The organism is Pseudarthrobacter sp. S6 (genome assembly GCF_050156575.1).
Lineage (GTDB): Bacteria > Actinomycetota > Actinomycetes > Actinomycetales > Micrococcaceae > Arthrobacter.
The window spans coordinates 2,248,283-2,266,465 of sequence record NZ_CP189581.1 but is presented as its reverse complement, the minus strand read 5'-3'; the positions used below and the strand labels follow the sequence as shown (position 1 = coordinate 2,266,465).

Here is an 18,183-nt window from a genome sequence, read left to right as displayed (position 1 = left end):
TCGAAACTTAAAGTGCCGCCGGCTGCTGTGTGGGCGGGGCTGTTGCCGAGCACGCAGGAGCCAGCGGAGTCCTTCCATCTTACGCTAGGAGGCACCTCCCGGCACCTCCCGGCAGCGCCCGGCGGTCGCCGGGACGGGTGCCCGTCACCGCCGTGCTGCGGGACGGTTGCTGTCATTAGGTATCAACTTCATATCAGGCGCGTATCGTTCCCGTTGCAGTTACGCCGGCAGCCGGAATTTGGTGCTTTTGGCAGAACCGGCTATGCCATGCTGGAAATCACAGCCGTCCGGGGACCGGCTCACGGGGCCCAGGCCTCACCATTTCACAGCCGGGAAAGGACAGGCCACGAGAGTGCCGGAAACAGCGACCCCCCTTACTGCCAGACGCGCCGCACCGCGCTTCCGTCCGCAACGCCTCCTGGGTCTACTGGCAGCATTCCTCCTTCTCACCGGTTGCATCGCGGAGCCCAATCCCGGGACCACCCCGACGGCAAACCCCAGCCAGGCGGCCACCGGCTCACCCGGGGGCCCCTCCACCAGCGCGCCCCTGGAAACCACACAGTCTTCCAACAAGGCACCCGTCTACTGGATTGGCCGAAGCAACAACAACGTGTTCCTGTACCGGGAGTTCCGGGACGTGCCGGAGCAGGAGAATCCCGTGACACGCGCCCTGCGGGCCATGATGTCGGAGAAGCCGCTTGACCCGGATTTCTTCACGCCCTGGCAGAATCCCGAGAAACTCGCCTCCTCCATCTCCGGCAAGAACGTCATTACCGTCGACGTCTCGGAGGATGCCTTTAACAGCAATCTCGACGCTGACATGGCCGGCCGCGCTATCCAGCAGCTGGTCTTTACCGCTACGGCGGCGGCCGCGAGTTCCGGCCTGATCGATTCCGGACAGCAGATCCAGGTCAGGATCCTGGTGGATAGCCACACCGACTACATTGCCTTCAACCACGTCCAGCTTGGCGACCCCATGTCCCGGGCTGCCGGAATGGTGGCGCCTGTCTGGATCATCGATCCGCAGGAAGGGACAGACCTTGCAGGCGGAAGCGTCAAGATCACCGGCCGCAGCACGGTTCCGGGCGGTAAACTTCGCTGGCAGATCCTGCGGGCCGAAGCGAACGGGAACAAGACGCCCTACCTCACGGGGGAGAGCACTGCAGCGGCCGAAGCGGCACAGGCAGGAGTGTTCACGCTTGCGCTGAGCCTGTCCGCCGGGAACTATGAGCTCCGTGTTTCGCAGGTGGAGACGGCCGGCAGCAGCCAGGAGCTGAATCTGGACACGCGGAACTTCAGCGTCCGGTAGCAGGCCGCTTCAGGAGACCGGCGCTGTCCAGCGTCCCAGGACATCGCTCGCCAGGACAACCGCCGCCGGTCCGGCCGTGGATGACCTGAGGACGTGGTGTCCCAGGAGGGCCGTCATGGCGCCGGCGTCGCAAAGCCGGGTGACTTCGCGGGGACTGATTCCGCCTTCCGGGCCAACGATGAGCAGAATTTCCTGGGCTCCGGCGTCACCCTGGGCACCCTGGGCACCCTGGGCACCCTGCCATGATTCCAGGACGGACCGGAGCGGCCGGACAGCATCTTCGTGCAGGATTACGGCCAGATCCGCTGCCGCCACTGCTGCCACAAGGCCTGCCGTTTCGACGGCGGCGCGCACCTCGGGGATCCAGGCGCGGCGTGCCTGCTTGGCGGCCGCCGTGACCACGGACTGCCATTTCGCGTGGGCCTTGGCCGCACGCTCGCCCTTCCAGCGGACGATTGAGCGCTCGGACTGCCAGGGAATTACGGCGTCAATCCCGAGTTCGGTTGCCGTTTCCACGGCCAGTTCGTCGCGGTCCCCCTTGGCGAGGGCCTGCACCAGCACCAGCCGGATGTCGTGCCGGTCCTCCACGGAGACGGCGGAGCATTGCACGGTAAGCTCTGCAGGCGACGCCGAGACAACAGTTCCCGTCAGCCGTTTTCCGGCGCCGTCGGCAAGGTCCACGGACTCTCCAGGAGATAGCCGTTTCACGGTCACGGCGTGGCGTGCCTCCGGCCCTTGAAGGACAAATCGGGCACCGGGCACCAGCTCGTCGAGCGACCCGGCACCGCTGAAGAAAACGGGATTGCTCACCGCTACAGGTTACCGAACCGGTCCCGCAGCTTGGCAAAGACGCCGCCGCTGGCTGCCAGTTTGCCTTCCGTGAACTGCTCGCCCCGAAGCTTCGCCAGCTGCCGCAGGAGGTCCTCCTGCGCAGCATCCAGCTTGGCTGGCGTCTCAACCTGCAGATGGACCATCAGATCCCCGCGGCCGTAACCGCGCAGGTGCGTCACGCCGAGTCCGCGGAGCGTGATGATCTCCCCTGACTGCGTGCCTGCCTTGACGTCGATCTCCTGCAGTCCGTCAAAGGTTTCCAGTGACAGCTCGGTGCCCAGGGCGGCGGCTGTCATCGGAATGTGCAGCGTTGCGTGCAGGTCGTCGCCGTCGCGGGCGTAGGTGGCGTCGTTGTTGACCCGTAGTTCCACATAGAGGTCCCCGGATGGTCCTCCGGCCGGGCCTGCTTCGCCTTGCCCGGAGAGCTGGATCCGCGTGCCTGTGGCAACTCCGGCGGGCACCTTGATGGTCAGGGACCGCCGGCTGCGGATGCGGCCCTGTCCGCTGCATTCGTTGCAAGGGTCCTTGATAACCGTCCCGAACCCCTCGCAGCTGCCGCACGGGGCCGCCGTCATGACCTGGCCCAGGATGGAGCGCACCGCACGCTGAACCTGGCCGCTGCCGCCGCAGATATCGCAGCGGACAGGGTGGCTGCCTTCGCGGCAGCATGACCCGTTGCAGGTGGGGCAGGTGACCGCGGTGTCCACTTCGAGTTTCCGGTTGACGCCGAACACGGCATCGCGCAGTTCGATCCGGACACTGATCAGTGCGTCCTGGCCGCGGCGGACCCGGGACGCGGGGCCGGAGGAGCCGCCCGCGCCGAAGAACGTGTCGAAGATATCCTGGAACGCGAAGCCCTGGCCGGAGTATCCGCCGCCGCCGAACCCGTTGTCGGTTCCGTTCTCGTTGCCGGTGGTGTCATAGATCCGGCGCTTCTGCGGGTCCGAAAGTACCTCGTAGGCGTGGGTCACGGCCTTGAAGCGGTCCGAAGCATCATCCCCGGGGTTTACATCCGGGTGAAGAGTGCGGGCCAGCTTGCGGTAGGCCTTCTTGATCTCTTCCCCGGTGGCTTCCGGCGAGACTCCGAGGACGTCGTAGTGGCTGCTCAAAGTTCGTATCTCTTCCTTGTTGTACTGCCGGCAGGCGGGCTGCCGGCACTGCTCTTCGTGCCTGGACCGTAGTACTGTTACGGACCCAGAATTCTTGAAAGGTAACGGGCTACTGCCCTGACGGCGGCCATGGTGGTGGGATAATCCATCCGGGTGGGGCCCAGCACACCGATCTTGGCGGTGCTGTCTGGTCCGTAGCCCGTGGCCACCACGGAGGCTTCCGCGAGCCCGTCGTACGGGTTTTCACGCCCGATACTGACTGCCACCCCCCTCGGATCCTGCGCCATGTCGCCTAAGAGGCGCAGCAAGACAACCTGCTCCTCGAGGGCTTCGAGGACTGGTCCGATACTGAGCGGAAAATCCACATTGGAGCGGGCGAGGTTTGCTGTTCCGGCCATGACCATGCGTTCCTCGCGGGTGTTGTGGGCGAGCGTTTCCAGCCCGTGGGCCAATGCCTGGGCCGCCGCACGCTGGCCCGGGCTGACGGACGAAACGACCCCCGGCAGCGAGGGCGCCAGTCGGCTCAGCGAGATGCCCGCGAGGGATCCGAGGAAGTGTGCCCGCAACGCCGCGACGGCGTCGTCGCCAAGGTCCAGGCCTACGTCGATCACACGCTGTTCTACCTTGCCGGTGGTGGCGATGAGGACCACGAGTACCTGCTGCGGCGCAAGCAGGACGAATTCGATGTGGCGGATGGTGGCGCGGCTCAGATGCGGATACTGCACGACGGCGACCTGGTTGGTCAGCTGCGACAGCATCCTGACGGTTCTGTCCAGGACGTCATCCAGATCGTCTGCACCCTCCAGCAGCGCCTGGATTGCCCGCCGTTCCGCCTGGGAAAGCGGCTTTACCGCTGAAATCTGGTCCACAAACAGCCGGTAGCCTTTGTCTGTGGGAATCCTTCCTGCGCTCGTGTGCGGGGCGGTGATCAGGCCGTCGTCTTCCAAAGCCGCCATGTCGTTGCGGATGGTGGCGCTGGACACGCCAAGGTGGTGGCGTTCCACGAGCGCTTTGGAACCCACTGGCTCGCGGGAGTGCACATAGTCCTCCACGATGGCGCGCAGTACTTCGAGTTTGCGCGGCTCGCTCATACTCCACCTCCATCCGTGATCGCTGCGGGGTTAGCACTCGACATGCCTAAGTGCTAACAGTCTAATATGAGTCACCCCGTTGTTAGCATTGGTACCGCTCCGGGCGAAATTCCGGGCCAGGATCTAGCGGCGAGGCGGAATCAATCCATGCACTACCAGAACTGGGGTCCGCAGGAGATCACCGCGCCCGTCAGGAGCGAACTTCCTGAGGTTCCCGTGGCGCGCGGCATGGTCCTTGAAGATGTCCAGTCCGGCTGGGTGGGAGCGGTGACCCGGGTGGAGAAGTCCGGCGGCATGCATGTGGTGGCCCTCGAAGACCGGCGAGGAAAGTCCCGGTCCTTCCGACTCGGCTTCGGGTTCCTCCTGGAGGGGCAGCCCATCCGGCTCGTTCCCCCGGCGCCCAGGCAGGCCGCCCCCGTGGTGGCCGGCCGGACGGCGTCCGGCTCAGTCCGCGTGGCCGGCCAGCGTGCCCAAGTGGCCAAGGCGAGCAGAATCTGGGTGGAAGGAAAGCACGACGCCGAACTGGTGGAGAAGGTCTGGGGTGACGATCTCCGCGTTGAGGGCATCGTCGTCGAACCTTTGCATGGCATTGATGACCTCGCCGGGGCGGTGGCCGCGTTCGGTCCCGGTCCCGGCCGCCGGCTGGGGGTCCTGGTGGACCACCTGGTGCCGGGTTCGAAGGAGTCGCGCATCGCTGCCGCCGTATTGGCTTCCCCCGGCGCTGCCGGCAACGTTCTTATCGTCGGTCATCCTTACGTTGACGTGTGGCAAGCCATCCGGCCCGCGGTCCTGGGCCTCGAACAGTGGCCGGTGGTGCCGCGCGGGCAGGACTGGAAGACCGGCATCCTGACAGCATTCGGCTGGCCGCACTCCACGAAGGAAGATATCGGGCTTGGCTGGCAAAGGCTGCTGGGCGCAGTCCGCAGCTATGCGGACCTGGAGGCGTCACTGCTCGGGCGGGTGGAGGAAGTCATCGACTTCCTGACAGTGCCTTAACGCCGGATCCGGCTCCGCGCGGCGGCATTTGGTGGCCGAACCAGTATTCTTGGTACTGCGGGCGCTGCAGTTGCTTTCAGTCCGGCACTCTCCAACCCAGCACCATTGCACTTTCGAAGGAAGAAAACCGTGGCACAAAACGCACGCGAGCACCGGGACGATCACGGCGGCCAGGGCCGTTCCGAGTACCAGGGCGTTCCGGCAAATGCGCTGCCGCTGACGGCCAGCGAAGACCGCCAGTGGGCCACGCTGGCGCACTTCGGCGGGATTCTCGGCTGTGTTCCGTCCCTGCTGATCTACCTGATTTTCCGTGAGCGCGGGCCGTTTACCGCCCAGGAATCCAAGGAAGCACTGAACTTCAGCCTGCCGCCCACCATTGCTGCGCTGGTGGCCAATGTCCTGGTGTTTATTCCGGTGGTGGGAAACATCTTCGCTGTCATCGCCACCCTGATCTGGATTGCCCTGACCTGCTTCTCGGTGGCCGCAGGCATCCATGTCAACAAGGGCCAGCCGCACCGCTACCAGTACAACCTGCGCTGGATCAAGTAGTCCCCACCCGCTAAGCGGCGTCCCGAGGGCCCCGACGCGAGCTTGCGAGTGTTGGGAAGGGACCGCCGCGCTAAGCTCGCAGGCTCGGCCAGGGAACCCTGCGGGCGTGGGCCCACCACTGTTAGTCCGGCAGGATCCTGCGGACCACGGCGTCGGCCAACAGGCGCCCCTTCAGGGTCAAAACCAGCGTGCCGTGGAAGGCTGCCGGCGGCTCCACCAGGCCGTCCGCGATGAGCCCGGCCACGGCGTGCCGGCCGTGTTCACCCAACGTTGACGTTGCCAGCCCCGACACGAGCCGGGCCTCAAGCATCACGCGCTCCACATCACGGGTTTCGGCGTCGAGCGTTTCCCGCCCGGCGGCCGGTGACAGCCCCTGCGCGAGCCGTCCGGCGTAGGCCGTGGGGTGCTTGACGTTCCACCACCGCACTCCGCCGACGTGTGAGTGTGCACCGGGTCCGATGCCCCACCAGTCGTCCCCCCGCCAGTACGCCAGGTTATGCCGACATGCCTGCTCCGGCGTCCGGGACCAGTTACTGACCTCATACCAGCTGAGGCCCGCCGCGCCGATCAGTTCGTCGGCGAGTTCGTACTTGTCGGCGTGGTCGTCGTCGTCGATTCCAGGGACTTCACCACGGCGGATCTGGGCGGCCAGCTTGGTGCCGTCCTCCACGATCAGCGCGTAGGCACTGATGTGGTCAGGCTGATAGGACAGCGCCGTCTCCAGGGAGAACCGCCAGTCCGCCAGGGACTCCCCCGGCGTCCCGTAAATAAGATCCAGGCTCACGGCCAGTCCGGCGTCCCGAGCCCACTGGACCACCTGCGGCACACGGCTGGGCGTGTGCGTGCGGTCCAGGACCTTCAGGACATGGGGTACCGCGGACTGCATGCCAAAGGACACCCGGGTGAAACCGGCGTCGGCCAGCACCTGCAGTGATGCGGGGGTGACCGAGTCCGGGTTTGCTTCGGTGGTCACTTCGGCGCCGGGTTCCAGGCCCCAGTGCCCGACGGCGGCAGTCAGGATCCGGGCGAGGTCTTCCGCGGGGAGCAGCGTAGGAGTGCCACCGCCAAAGAAGACTGTACTCAGCGGACGGTCCGGCAGACCGGAGTCCCGCAGGGCGGTGGCGGCAAAGTCGACTTCGGACACAGCCGTGCTGGCGTAGGCGTCCTGCGACGCTCCGCCGCCCAGCTCGGTGGCCGTATAGGTGTTGAAGTCGCAGTATCCGCAGCGCACCGCGCAGAACGGGATATGCACGTACAGTCCGAAGGCCCGGCGTGCCGCACCGTCCACTGCCTGGGCGGGCAGCAGACCGTCCGACGGCGCCGGGTCGCCGAGCGGAAGGATGCTAGGCATTGCAGGGGCCTCCGGTGTTGCCGGCCACTGTGATCACTACTTCTTGGCCTTGTCCTTGGACTCGTCAGTGGTCAACGCAGCGATAAAGGCTTCCTGGGGAACCTCAACACGGCCCACCATCTTCATGCGCTTTTTGCCTTCCTTCTGCTTCTCCAGCAGCTTGCGCTTACGGGAAATGTCGCCGCCGTAGCACTTGGCCAGAACGTCCTTGCGGATGGCGCGGATGCTTTCCCGGGCGATGATCCTGGAGCCGATGGCAGCCTGGATGGGTACTTCGAACTGCTGGCGGGGAATAAGCTCGCGCAATTTGCCGGTCATCATCACACCGTAGGCATAAGCCTTCTCGCGGTGCGTGATGGCGGAGAAGGCATCCACCTGTTCGCCCTGGAGCATGATGTCCACCTTGACCAGGTCGGCCACCTGCTCGCCGTCAGCCTTCCAGTCGAGCGAGCCGTAGCCCCGGGTCTTGGATTTAAGGATGTCAAAGAAATCGAACACGATCTCAGCGAGCGGCAACCGGTACCGGATTTCGACCCTGTCCTCGGACAGGTAGTCCATGCCGCCGATAACACCGCGGCGGCTCTGGCAAAGTTCCATGATGGCGCCCACGAACTCATTCGGAGCAAGGATGGTGGCGGCCACCATAGGCTCGCGGACCTCGGCGATCTTGCCGGAGGGGTATTCGCTGGGATTGGTCACGTGGACCACCTTCTTGTCCTCCAGCGTTACCTCGTACTCCACATTGGGGGCCGTGGAGATCAGGTCCAGATTGTATTCGCGTTCGAGCCGCTCCCTGGTGATTTCGAGGTGTAGCAGGCCGAGGAAGCCCACCCGGAAGCCGAATCCCAGCGCGGCGGACGTTTCCGGCTCATAGACCAGTGCGGCGTCGTTAAGCATCAGTTTCTCCAGCGCATCGCGGAGCACAGGATAGTCCGTGCCGTCCAGCGGATACAGGCCTGAGAAGACCATCGGCTTGGCGTCGGCGTAGCCGGGAAGGGAGGCAGTGGCAGGCTTGGCCAGGTTGGTGACGGTGTCGCCCACTTTGGACAGGCGGACGTCCTTCACACCGGTGATGAGGTAGCCCACTTCGCCCACGCCGAGGCCTTTGGAAGGGGTGGGCTCCGGGGAACTCACCCCGATTTCCAGGAGTTCGTGGGTGGCCCGGGTGGACATCATCTGGATACGTTCACGGGGGTGCAGCATGCCGTCAACCACACGGACGTAGGTGACCACACCGCGGTACGTATCGTAGACGGAGTCGAAGATCATGGCGCGCGCGGGGGCGTTTGGGTCCCCCACTGGGGCCGGCAGGTCGCGGACGATCTTGTCCAGCAGCACCTCGACACCCATGCCGGTCTTGCCGGAGACGCGGAGCACGTCGTCGGGGTCGCCGCCGATCAGGCTGGCCAGTTCGGCCGCGTACTTCTCGGGCTGAGCTGCCGGGAGGTCGATCTTGTTCAGCACCGGAATGATGGTGAGGTTGTTTTCCATTGCCAGGTAGAGGTTCGCGAGAGTCTGCGCCTCGATGCCCTGCGCCGCGTCAACAAGCAGTACTGCCCCTTCGCAGGCCGCCAGCGAACGGGACACCTCGTAGGTGAAGTCCACGTGACCGGGGGTGTCGATCATGTTCAGCGCGTAACTGGTCCCGTCGAGCTCCCAGGGCATGCGGACCGCCTGGGACTTAATGGTGATGCCGCGTTCGCGCTCAATGTCCATGCGATCCAGATACTGGGCCTTCATATCGCGGGACTTAACCACCCCGGTGAACTGCAGCATGCGGTCAGCCAGGGTGGATTTACCGTGGTCAATGTGCGCGATGATGCAGAAATTCCGAATGATGGCCGGATCAGTCGCGGCGGGCACCGGGGCGGTGCGGGCCATGGGAGACACGCAGGGTCCTTACTGTTGACATTCGTGCGACCGCCGCCAGGACGCACCGAAGGCACCCTGCGGCTGGACCGCACATTTGGAACCTCCAGTCTCCCACGTCCGGGCGCATCGTATTGCATCCAGGTCAAACCGGCCCCGGGGGGCCCGGCGATAGTGTTGGCCCATGACTTTCAACCTCCGCTCCTTGGCCAATGCCGTCCGGATCTCCGTCAGGGTCCTGCAGAACTTCCGTCCCGGCCCAACCCAACTTGTGGGAACGGACACGCCCGCCATCTATCCTGGCGACTTTGGCGGCACGGCTGCCATACGGTACGCCCCGCAGCCCGACGGCAGTCCCGACCCCGGCGAGATCGTGTGGACCTGGGTACCGTACGAAGAGGACCACAGCCGGGGCAAAGACCGTCCTGTTCTGCTGGTAGGCACGAGCGGCCGGTACTTGCTGGGAGTGATGCTCACCAGCAAGGACCACGACCATACCGGCAACGGCTCCGGAGACTACGTGGACATCGGGACCGGCAGCTGGGACCGCCAGCAGCGGCCCAGCGAGGCCAACCTGGGACGGATCCTGCAGATCAGACCGGACGCCATCCGGCGCGAAGGTGCTGTCCTGGACCGGAAACGCTTCGATCTGGTGGCCGCAGGCATCCGGCGCCGACACGGCTGGAAGTAACCCGCCAAATGGCCAGTCTGCGGGGGGTCTGCTATTCTGTATAGCTGTGTGTCCGTGCAGGTCGACGGCCACTCATGGTTGGTCGCCATAGGTATCCCCACGCCGCTCAGTCAATGGCCAATCTGAAAGCCCTCTAGACCATTTCCGCATTAAAAAGAGAGTTCACACGTGGCTAATATCAAGTCCCAGAAGAAGCGCATCCTTACCAACGAGAAGGCCCGCCTGCGCAACAACGCAGTCAAGTCTGAGCTGAAGACGGCCATCCGCGCCGTCAACACCGCCGTTGAGTCCACCGACAAGGATGCAGCTGCCGCTGCTCTGCTTGTTGCCGGCCGCAAGCTGGACAAGGCTGTCAGCAAGGGTGTTCTGCACAAGAACAACGCAGCAAACCGCAAGTCGGCCATCTCCAAGAAGGTCAACGCGCTGTAAGGTTTCCAGTTCACCTGAACTGATGATTGTGGCCGGCACCCGATGGGTGCCGGCCACACATCTTTAAGTTACCAGCCGCTACGTCAGCGTTACGTACGCAGCCGCAGCCAACTGGAATCAGTGTCCGCGCACAGAGGTTGCAATGACGGTCACGGCATGTTCAACGGCATAGACGGGATCACGCGAAAGACCTTTGACCTGGGCATCGGCCTCGGCGGTCGCCTGGATGGAGCGGACCAGGCCTTCCGGGGTCCACCGGCGCACATCGCGCTGAGCCTGCTCCACGAGCCACGGCTGCATGCCCAAGTCCCGGGCGATCTGCGCCGGGGACCCCTGGGCGCCGGCAACTTTAGCCACCGTCCGCAGCTTGGCCGCCAGCGCCGCCACCAGCGGAACCGGATCGGCTCCGGTGGCAAGCGCGTGGCGAAGGATGGAGAGAGCTACTGGCCCGTTTCCTGCCATCGCAGCGTCCGCGACCTTGAACGCCGTGGCCTCAATCCGGCCGCCGTAGTAGCGGTCCACCATGTCCGGGGTCACTGCCCCCGTGGCATCCGCGATCAGCTGGCTGCACGCCGCCGCGAGTTCCGAAAGGTTGGCACCAACGGCGTTCACCAGCGTCTGTACGGCGTCCGAGCTGATCTTGCGTCCGGCTGCCCTGAATTCAGTCGACACGAAAGTTGCCTTATCCGCGTCCTTCTTCAGTGGCTGGCAGTCCACCACCGGCCAACCGCCCGCTTTGATAGCATCGAGGAGCTTCTTGCCCCGGACTCCCCCGGCGTGGCGCAGGACGAGCACCGCGTCCGGTTCCGGGCGGGACAGGTAGGTCAGCGCGTCGGCCAGGAAAGCATCGTTCATGCCTTCTACGCCTTCGACTTCGATCAGCTTGCGCTCACCGAAGAGTGAGGGGCTGACATTCATCGCGAGCATTCCGGCTTCGTAGGCGCCGGCTGCGAGGCGGCTGACCTCCACGTCAGGGAACGCCGTTCGCACCTGGGCGCGGAGATGGTCCATGGCCCGGATGCCGAGGTATTCCTCCGGTCCGCCCACGAGGACGATTTCGGCTGGCGTCACGTCCCGCCAGGTGGCCGTGTTGGACGCCGGAGTCCTGGTTCGAGTGGTCTGGGCTGCGGCCATGGTGGATTCCTCCCGGAAATTCTGGTGCCGTGTCTAAGCCTGCCACGGTGGGCCGCAGCCGCCAAGCCGGGGTCACGATGGCATGGCCAACGTCGGCCTGGCCGGCACCGGGACACCGCGGCCCCCAGATGCCGTTCCAATAGGTCCAACACGGATTCGGTCCGGGCGTGCAGTACCCGGACCCCCCGGAACACCTGCCGCGGCCTGACGGATAGCCACACAATGGCAAACGTCAGCCCGGAGAGCAGCCCCATGGTCAGGAGTCCGAATGGTCCTTCGGGCCAGGGCAGTGCAGCCCCCGGCAATCCGGCCGTGATCCGCGCGGTGCCTGCCACCCCGGCGCTGAAAGTGCCTGCCACGGCGATCAGGACGGTGGCCAGCCACGGCGCAGCAACCACCACTGGGACCGCTGCCGTTCCCAGCAACGTCACCGGTGCTACCAGCGGGGCTGCCATCAGGTTAGCGAGCAGCGAGTACGTGGAGAACTGGGGCTGCAGGAGCACAATCACCGGGCCGCACAGCAACTGCGCGGAGAGCGGAACGGCGCAGGCCGCGGCTGCCCAGCGTGGAATAACTGCCGGGGTCCAGTCGATCATCCGTCGGCCCAGGACGATGATTCCCAGGGTCGCGAGTACGGACAGGAGGAACCCAAAGCTGGTACCGAGGCCGGGGTCCATCAGGAGCAGGCCCATTACGGCGAGGGAGAGGAAACTGAGGCCACGGCCCGTCCGGCCGCCTGCCAACGCGGCCACTGCGATTGCACCCATCAGCGCGGCACGCAACACGCTGGCGTCCGGGCCCACGAGCACCACAAACATGGCCAGGCCGGTCAGTGCCAGTCCCCCAGCAGGGAGCCGGGGCAGGCGAAGGCTGCGTGCAGCGATCAGCAGCGCACCCAGGACCAGGCTGCAGTTCGCTCCGCTGACCGCGGTCAAATGGGTCATGCCCACAGTTTTCATCGCCGCATTGAGCCCTTCGTCCAGGGCGCTGGTATCTCCGGTGACCATGCCCGGGAGGAGACCGGCCGGATCGGCGGCAAGGAAAGATGCAGCGGAGACATAGCGGACGCGCAGATCCTTGGCTACAAGCTGCCAAGCCGGGGCATCGGCATCATCAACTGCGGCGCTGCTGACGGCCCCGGAACCGGTACGGGGTGGCAGGGAGGCCGACAGGACAGCGGTTTCCTGCTGGCCTGCGACGGGCGCCTTCAGCTTGCCGGCCGTCCGGACCACCTGCCCGGGCACCAGGTCTCCCCAGCCCTCGCCGCCCATCACCACCACAGGGGCACGCGTGCGGATGACCTGGCTGCTGACGGCAATCTCCGCTGTCTGCGCTGTTACCGACCACCGTGCGGGCGGCCCAGAAGTGCCCGGGACTGTGATGGCACGCGGGGATCCGGTTACTTCCAGGATGGCCACCACAGAGTTCCCGGCCGCGGCAGCTTCGGCAAACGGCCCGTCGTGGCGTTGGGACGAGGAGACTGCCGAATGGGCAGCCGCGGTCGCGGCCAGTAACAAGGCAACCGCGGTGGTCATCAGAAAGCTCCGGCGGCCTGCCACCAGCGCCCTGCCTCGCAATGCCCCGATCAACAGACAGGCAGCCACCAGCACCAACCCGCAGCAGAGCCCTACCAGCGCCCCTGGGGTAAGCCAGACACCGGCGACAGCGGCACTCCAGACGAGGAGGGCGGGCAGCGCCAGCCTGACGTCCGTGCGCCGGCGCGGCGCATCCGCTGATGAAATCGATGGCTCCTTGCCCCGAAGTTTCGGCCCAACGCGTTCACCCAGCCTGCGGAGGTTCAGACCGACGGCTCGAAACCCGGAGGGCGGAGTTACGGCCGGCCTACCCACGGAAGCCGGGAACGCTCCCGGAGCCCGCTGGCCCTGCACGGCTGAGTCAACAAAGCGGCTCCACGGGCTGCGCCCGGCCACCTCAGACCCTTACCAGGGGAAGAAGCGTTTCGAGCATCTTGGGGCCCACGCCGTCCACGGCGTCAAGATCCTCAACCGATGTGAAGGAGCCGTGTTCCTTGCGCCAGTCCACGATCCGCTGAGCCAGTACTGGCCCGACTTTCGGCAGCGCATCCAACTCTTCGACGCTTGCCGTGTTGAGGTTGACCTTTCCTCCTGCTGACGCGGTCCCACTATTGCCAGGCTCCTCCCCAGCTTCCCCGGGTGGGCCGGACGATCCGGCGGGGACTTCTTCGCCGGCCTGGGGAACGTAGAGCTTTTGTCCGTCCGTCAGTACGGCAGCAAGGTTAAGCCGGTTCAGGTCTGCAGCGGCCGTGCCGCCGCCTGCCGCGGCGATTGCCTGGTGAACCCGGCTGCCCGCGGGCAACTGCACAACCCCGGGCACGGCGACGGCCCCGGCCACGTGGATGATGACGGTGCCGGCCTGTGTACTTTCCGGCGCCAGTTCACGCTGCCCGGCCCCGCGTGGCTCGGGGCCGTGGCTGACCACCCCCTCAGGCATGCTGCCCTGGGCGGAGCTGTCACTCAGTGGCCTGACTTCGGGCTGACCGGCGGCTACCTGAGCCCAGAACCAGACGCTGCCAAGTACCGCGATGGCGGCAATGAGCAAAGCGACACGCAGGCCCACCCGCCACCTCAGTAACGGTCCCGTCCTCTCTGTACCGGCAGGGGAATCATCAGCGGCCCCCGAAGCGGCGTCGTCACAGGAACCGTGAGCCGCCCCGTCGTACTCAAACACCCTATCGCCGCCGTCGGTGAGCAGTAGCCCCGGGCTGGCTCCGAGCGTGGACCGCAACCGGTCCCGGGCATGCCGGGCCCCCTGGCGTGCTGCTGCTCCAGCGTCCCGGCGTGACATGCACCCAACGCTAGGGAAGCATAGCCGCCGGGGACAGTCCCGGCTGCACCTATGTGGAAACCGCTAGTCCGAAGCTACGACGTCGAAGCTGCCGGGAGCTCCGACTCGGGGTTCCGCACAGTTGGGCCATTCTCCCCCACGATCACCGCGAGCACACCAAGCCCGGCGTGGGCTGCCAGGACGGCTGGCAGGGAGCTGATCTGGGCAGGCGGGCAGCTGGGCAATGCGGCGGACAGCCGGGCTGCCAAAGCCTCTGCCTCGGCCGGATTACCGAAGTGGTGGACGGCAAGGCGGGCCTGGCCATGGGGGCGCGATGCGGCGTCCGCGGTGGCCAGCTCCTCGAGGCGGGCGACAGCCTTGACTGCCGATCTGACCTTTTCCAGCGGTATGATCTTGCCGTCGTCGACGGCAAGGATGGGTTTGATGGCGAACATGGTCCCCAGCAGCGACGCGGCCGCGCCGATCCGGCCGCCCCGGCGGAGCTGTTCAAGGCTGGGCACGTAGAAATAGACCTTGGTGCGCGCGAACTGCGCCGCCGCCGCGGCTGCTACGGCTGTGATGTCGCTGCCTGCCGCGGCTGCCGCCACCGCGGCCTGCACACCCATGCCCAGAGCCATGCCCACAGTGGAGGAGTCGAGGACTTCCACCGGGATTGCCACCCGGGTGGCCGCGAGCCTCGCCGCATCCGCGGTCCCGGACAAGCCTCCGGAGATGTGAATGGAGACCACGCTTTCATAGCCCAGGCGTTCAGCGGCCAGGAAGACCTGTTCAAACTGTCCCGGTGACGGGCGGGACGTCTTGACCGATGTGCCGCTGGCGAGTGCCAGCGCAATGGTTTCGGTGATGTCGTCTTCGCCCTCGCCGTAGATTTCCGCGCCCACCATAACGGGCATCGGGATGACAGTCAGGCGTCCGTCACCGGCGCACGAACGCACCCAGTCGGGCGGCAGTGCGGAGGCAGAGTCGGTAACCACTGCGGTACGGACGACGACGGCGGGCGCCACCGGGACTGGCGACAGTTGCGTGCCAGGGCGCGGTGCAGGACGGAGGGCAGACAGACGCTCCCGGAGCCAAAGCCAGGCAGCGGCGTCACGGTCGGGCAAGAACGCCTCCTGCTCTAGGACCGGCCGCCAGTTGGAACCGGCGGCCGGTGTCCCGGGTTAGGCCGGGACGATGTTGACCAGTTTAGGCGCTCGCACGATCACCGTGCGGATGCCGCGGCCGTCAAGCGCGCGCTGGACGTTTTCGCTGGCCAGGGCCAGTTCCCGCAGTTCGTCTTCGCCGATCCCCGGCGAGACTTCGACGCGGTCACGGACTTTGCCCTGGACCTGGATCACCGCGGTGACGGTTTCCTGGACCAGCAGCGCTTCGTCGTGTACCGGCCAGCCGGCGTTCGCCACGGACGCGGGATGGCCCAGGACGTTCCACATGTCCTCCGCGGTGTACGGCGCGAAGAGGCTCAGGATGACGGCGACGGCTTCCGCCGCCTCCCGGACGGCAGGATCCGCCCCGCCGGCGCCGCTGGCTGCATCTATGGTTTTGCGTGTTGCGTTGACCAGTTCCATGAGCTTGGCCACCACCACGTTGAACTTGTTGGTGTCAAGCAGCGCGGCGGCGTCCGCGATGGTGCGGTGAATGACGGAGCGCAGGGCACGGTCACCGGCGGCGACAGCGGCACCCGGCTCACTGGTGACGTCCTGCGCCAGGCGCCAGGCACGGGCCAGGAACTTTGCGGATCCCGACGGCGAAACGTCCGCCCAGTCGACGTCGTCCTCCGGCGGGGACGCGAAGATCATGGTCAGACGCACGGCGTCCACGCCGTACTTGTCCAGCTGCTCGCTGAGGTCTACACCGTTGCCCAGCGACTTGCTCATGGCCTTGCCCCCATTGAGGACCTGGCCCTGGTTCAGCAGCGCGCTGAACGGTTCGTCCACGTCGATCATGCCGAGGTCGTGGATGACCTTGGTGAAGAACCGGGCGTACAGCAGGTGCAGGATGGCGTGCTCCACGCCGCCCACATATTGGCCCACGGGCATCCACTCGTTGATCTTCGCCGGATCGAACGGGCCTTCGGTGTACTGCGGTGAGACGAACCGCAGGAAGTACCAGGACGAATCCACAAACGTGTCCATGGTGTCGGTATCGCGCTTTGCAGGCCCGTGGCAATTGGGGCAGTCAACGTTGACCCAGGCCTCAGCGGCGGCCAGCGGTGACGTGCCCTTCGGGGACAAGTCTTCGCCGCGCAGGTCAGCCGGCAGCCTGACAGGCAGCTGCTCGTCAGGAACGGGAACCTCGCCGCAGGCAGGGCAGTGGATGATCGGGATGGGCGTGCCCCAGAACCGCTGGCGGCTCAGCAGCCAGTCACGCAGGCGGAAGTTGACGAACTTCTCGCCGGTGCCCTGCTTCTCGAGGATGCCGATGGCAGCGGGGATGGCATCTGCCTTCGGCAGCCCATCGAGGATGCCAGAGTTGATCAGGGTGCCCTCGCCGGAGGTGGCCTTGCCGGAAACGGTGGGGTCCTCTTCGCCGGTGTCAAGCACGGCACGGACGGGCAGGTCGAACGTCGTGGCAAAGTCGAGGTCGCGCTGGTCGTGGGCCGGGACAGCCATGATAGCGCCGGTGCCGTAGTCGGCCAGGACGTAATCAGCAGCCCAGACCGGCAGCTTTTCACCGTTGAGGGGATTGACGGCGTAGCGGCCGGTGAAGACACCAGTCTTTTCTCGTTCGGTGGACTGGCGTTCGATTTCGGTCAGTGCCTTGACCTGTTCGCGGTAGGCGTCCAGGGCGGCGGCGTGCTCCTCGGTGACAAGTTCGACGGCGATCGGCGCGTCGGCGGCCACAACAAAGAACGTGGCACCGTACAGGGTGTCCGGTCGGGTGGTGAAGACGGTGACGTCCTTGGCGGGCTTGCCGCTGTCGGCTTCGATCACAAAGTTGACGTGGGCACCTTCGGAGCGCCCGATCCAGTTCTTCTGCATCGCCAGCACGCGCTCGGGCCAGTGGCCGCGCAGCCCGTCCATATCATCGAGCAGGCGGTCAGCGTACTCGGTGATCTTGAAGTACCACTGGTTCAGGGACTTCTTGGTAACGGGCGTTCCGCAGCGTTCGCAGGCACCGTTGACCACCTGTTCGTTGGCCAGAACGGTCTGGTCCTTGGGGCACCAGTTGACCGGGGAGTCCTTGCGGTACGCGAGGCCCTTCTCGTAGAAGCGCTTGAACAGCCACTGGGTCCAGCGGTAGTACTCGGGGTCCGAGGTGTGGACACGCCGGGACCAGTCCGCGGAGATCGCGTAACGCTTGAACGAGGCCGCCTGGGTGTCGATGTTGGCGTAGGTCCACTCGCTGGGGTGGGCGTTGCGCTTGATGGCGGCGTTTTCCGCCGGCAGCCCGAACGAGTCCCAACCGATCGGGTGCAGGACGTCGAAGCCCTTTTGCCGCAGGTAGCGGGCCACAACATCGCCCATGGCAAAGGCCTCGGCGTGGCCCATGTGCAGGTCACCCGAGGGGTACGGGAACATGTCCAGCACGTAGCGGCGCTCGCGGGAACCATCATCCACCGGCGTGAAAACCTTGAGGTCTTCCCACACCTGCGGCCACCTTGCCTCCATCGCCGCGAAGCTGTAGGCACCCTCATCGGGTGTTACTGCCGCCACTGCTGCTGTTCCGGTCTCTGTCTCCGGCTGAACGCTCACTGCTGCCCTCTTCTGTTCTGTTGTGGCATCGGTGCTGCCACAACGGTCTGATCCCCTCTGTTGCCGGCCCGTCAAACGTGCCCGGACACACAAAAGCCCCTCGCCATGGAGGGGCAGCCGCACGGCATTCCGGTTGTTTCCGGACACCGGGCGGCTAGCTAAGCAGAAGGATCGCACGCATAGGTCTACTTTAGCGCACGCGTCCCTTCACCTAAACGTAAGTCGCCACGATCGGTTCACTGTAGATGACGTTGACGGAAGCCGCACCTGCCCCGGGTGTGGTGGGCACCGCGAAGCGGGCGGGGC

At 65.7% G+C, this 18,183-nt stretch carries 15 protein-coding genes; 5 read left to right on the top strand and 10 right to left on the bottom strand.

The window, feature by feature from the left end; translation table 11 throughout:
* Positions 1–352 precede the first annotated feature (352 nt).
* Positions 353–1,309: a GerMN domain-containing protein gene (locus ACQCS0_RS10820; RefSeq protein ID WP_354155044.1), complete on the top strand. Its 957-nt coding sequence runs from the start codon at positions 353–355 to the stop codon at positions 1,307–1,309.
* Between the two features lie 9 nt (positions 1,310–1,318).
* On the opposite strand, the gene ACQCS0_RS10815 is transcribed toward ACQCS0_RS10820, so the two are convergent.
* From ACQCS0_RS10815 to hrcA, 3 genes are all read right to left on the bottom strand, one after another.
* Entirely contained in the window at positions 1,319–2,119 is an 801-nt protein-coding gene (locus ACQCS0_RS10815; RefSeq protein WP_354155043.1) for a 16S rRNA (uracil(1498)-N(3))-methyltransferase, read from the bottom strand.
* A 2-nt stretch (positions 2,120–2,121) separates the two neighbouring features.
* A complete protein-coding gene (gene dnaJ / locus ACQCS0_RS10810; RefSeq protein WP_354155042.1) occupies positions 2,122–3,249 on the bottom strand; it encodes a molecular chaperone DnaJ in 1,128 nt (375 codons plus the stop codon).
* Positions 3,250–3,326: 77 nt separating this feature from the next.
* Positions 3,327–4,340: a heat-inducible transcriptional repressor HrcA gene (hrcA, locus tag ACQCS0_RS10805; protein ID WP_354155041.1), complete on the bottom strand. Its 1,014-nt coding sequence runs from the start codon at positions 4,338–4,340 to the stop codon at positions 3,327–3,329.
* A gap of 147 nt (positions 4,341–4,487) precedes the next feature.
* Between hrcA and ACQCS0_RS10800 the strand changes: the two genes are divergently transcribed.
* Positions 4,488–5,336: a DUF3097 domain-containing protein gene (locus tag ACQCS0_RS10800; RefSeq protein WP_354155040.1), complete on the top strand. Its 849-nt coding sequence runs from the start codon at positions 4,488–4,490 to the stop codon at positions 5,334–5,336.
* A gap of 129 nt (positions 5,337–5,465) precedes the next feature.
* Positions 5,466–5,885, top strand: coding sequence for a DUF4870 domain-containing protein (locus tag ACQCS0_RS10795; protein WP_185260611.1), 420 nt, complete (start codon positions 5,466–5,468; stop codon positions 5,883–5,885).
* A gap of 121 nt (positions 5,886–6,006) precedes the next feature.
* Here ACQCS0_RS10795 and hemW read toward each other — a convergent pair whose 3' ends face one another.
* Positions 6,007–7,236 carry a radical SAM family heme chaperone HemW gene (hemW, locus tag ACQCS0_RS10790; RefSeq protein ID WP_354223246.1) on the bottom strand — a complete coding sequence of 410 codons (1,230 nt, stop codon included), beginning with the start codon at positions 7,234–7,236 and terminating at the stop codon, positions 6,007–6,009.
* Positions 7,237–7,272: 36 nt separating this feature from the next.
* Positions 7,273–9,126: a translation elongation factor 4 gene (gene lepA, locus ACQCS0_RS10785; protein ID WP_248760508.1), complete on the bottom strand. Its 1,854-nt coding sequence runs from the start codon at positions 9,124–9,126 to the stop codon at positions 7,273–7,275.
* A gap of 163 nt (positions 9,127–9,289) precedes the next feature.
* Between lepA and ACQCS0_RS10780 the strand changes: the two genes are divergently transcribed.
* Entirely contained in the window at positions 9,290–9,796 is a 507-nt protein-coding gene (locus ACQCS0_RS10780) for a type II toxin-antitoxin system PemK/MazF family toxin (RefSeq protein ID WP_354155038.1), read from the top strand.
* A gap of 168 nt (positions 9,797–9,964) precedes the next feature.
* Positions 9,965–10,225 (top strand): 30S ribosomal protein S20, encoded by a 261-nt coding sequence (gene rpsT, locus ACQCS0_RS10775; RefSeq protein WP_056340153.1) that lies wholly within the window; start codon positions 9,965–9,967, stop codon positions 10,223–10,225.
* 117 nt (positions 10,226–10,342) lie between these two features.
* Here rpsT and holA read toward each other — a convergent pair whose 3' ends face one another.
* The 5 genes from holA to leuS form a co-directional block, all read right to left on the bottom strand.
* Complete coding sequence (gene holA / locus ACQCS0_RS10770) at positions 10,343–11,359, bottom strand: DNA polymerase III subunit delta (RefSeq protein ID WP_426939768.1); 1,017 nt, start codon at positions 11,357–11,359, stop codon at positions 10,343–10,345.
* Positions 11,293–13,290, bottom strand: coding sequence for a ComEC/Rec2 family competence protein (locus tag ACQCS0_RS10765; protein ID WP_354155036.1), 1,998 nt, complete (start codon positions 13,288–13,290; stop codon positions 11,293–11,295). Before ACQCS0_RS10765 ends, holA begins: the two co-directional genes overlap by 67 nt.
* A 1-nt stretch (position 13,291) precedes the next feature.
* On the bottom strand, positions 13,292–14,185 hold the full coding sequence (locus ACQCS0_RS10760; RefSeq protein ID WP_354155035.1) for a ComEA family DNA-binding protein: 894 nt from the start codon (positions 14,183–14,185) through the stop codon (positions 13,292–13,294).
* Positions 14,186–14,259: 74 nt separating this feature from the next.
* Positions 14,260–15,288: a DegV family protein gene (locus ACQCS0_RS10755; RefSeq protein WP_354155034.1), complete on the bottom strand. Its 1,029-nt coding sequence runs from the start codon at positions 15,286–15,288 to the stop codon at positions 14,260–14,262.
* A gap of 57 nt (positions 15,289–15,345) precedes the next feature.
* On the bottom strand, positions 15,346–17,877 hold the full coding sequence (leuS, locus tag ACQCS0_RS10750) for a leucine--tRNA ligase (protein ID WP_354155033.1): 2,532 nt from the start codon (positions 17,875–17,877) through the stop codon (positions 15,346–15,348).
* Positions 17,878–18,183: the final 306 nt, after the last annotated feature.

Coding starts and splice junctions, on each gene's coding strand:
- holA (WP_426939768.1), bottom strand. CDS start 11,359: ATGGCCGCAGCCCAGACCACTCGAACCAGGACTCCGGCGTCCAACACG.
- ACQCS0_RS10780 (WP_354155038.1), top strand. CDS start 9,290: ATGACTTTCAACCTCCGCTCCTTGGCCAATGCCGTCCGGATCTCCGTC.
- ACQCS0_RS10760 (WP_354155035.1), bottom strand. CDS start 14,185: ATGTCACGCCGGGACGCTGGAGCAGCAGCACGCCAGGGGGCCCGGCAT.
- ACQCS0_RS10800 (WP_354155040.1), top strand. CDS start 4,488: ATGCACTACCAGAACTGGGGTCCGCAGGAGATCACCGCGCCCGTCAGG.
- hemW (WP_354223246.1), bottom strand. CDS start 7,236: ATGCCTAGCATCCTTCCGCTCGGCGACCCGGCGCCGTCGGACGGTCTG.
- hrcA (WP_354155041.1), bottom strand. CDS start 4,340: ATGAGCGAGCCGCGCAAACTCGAAGTACTGCGCGCCATCGTGGAGGAC.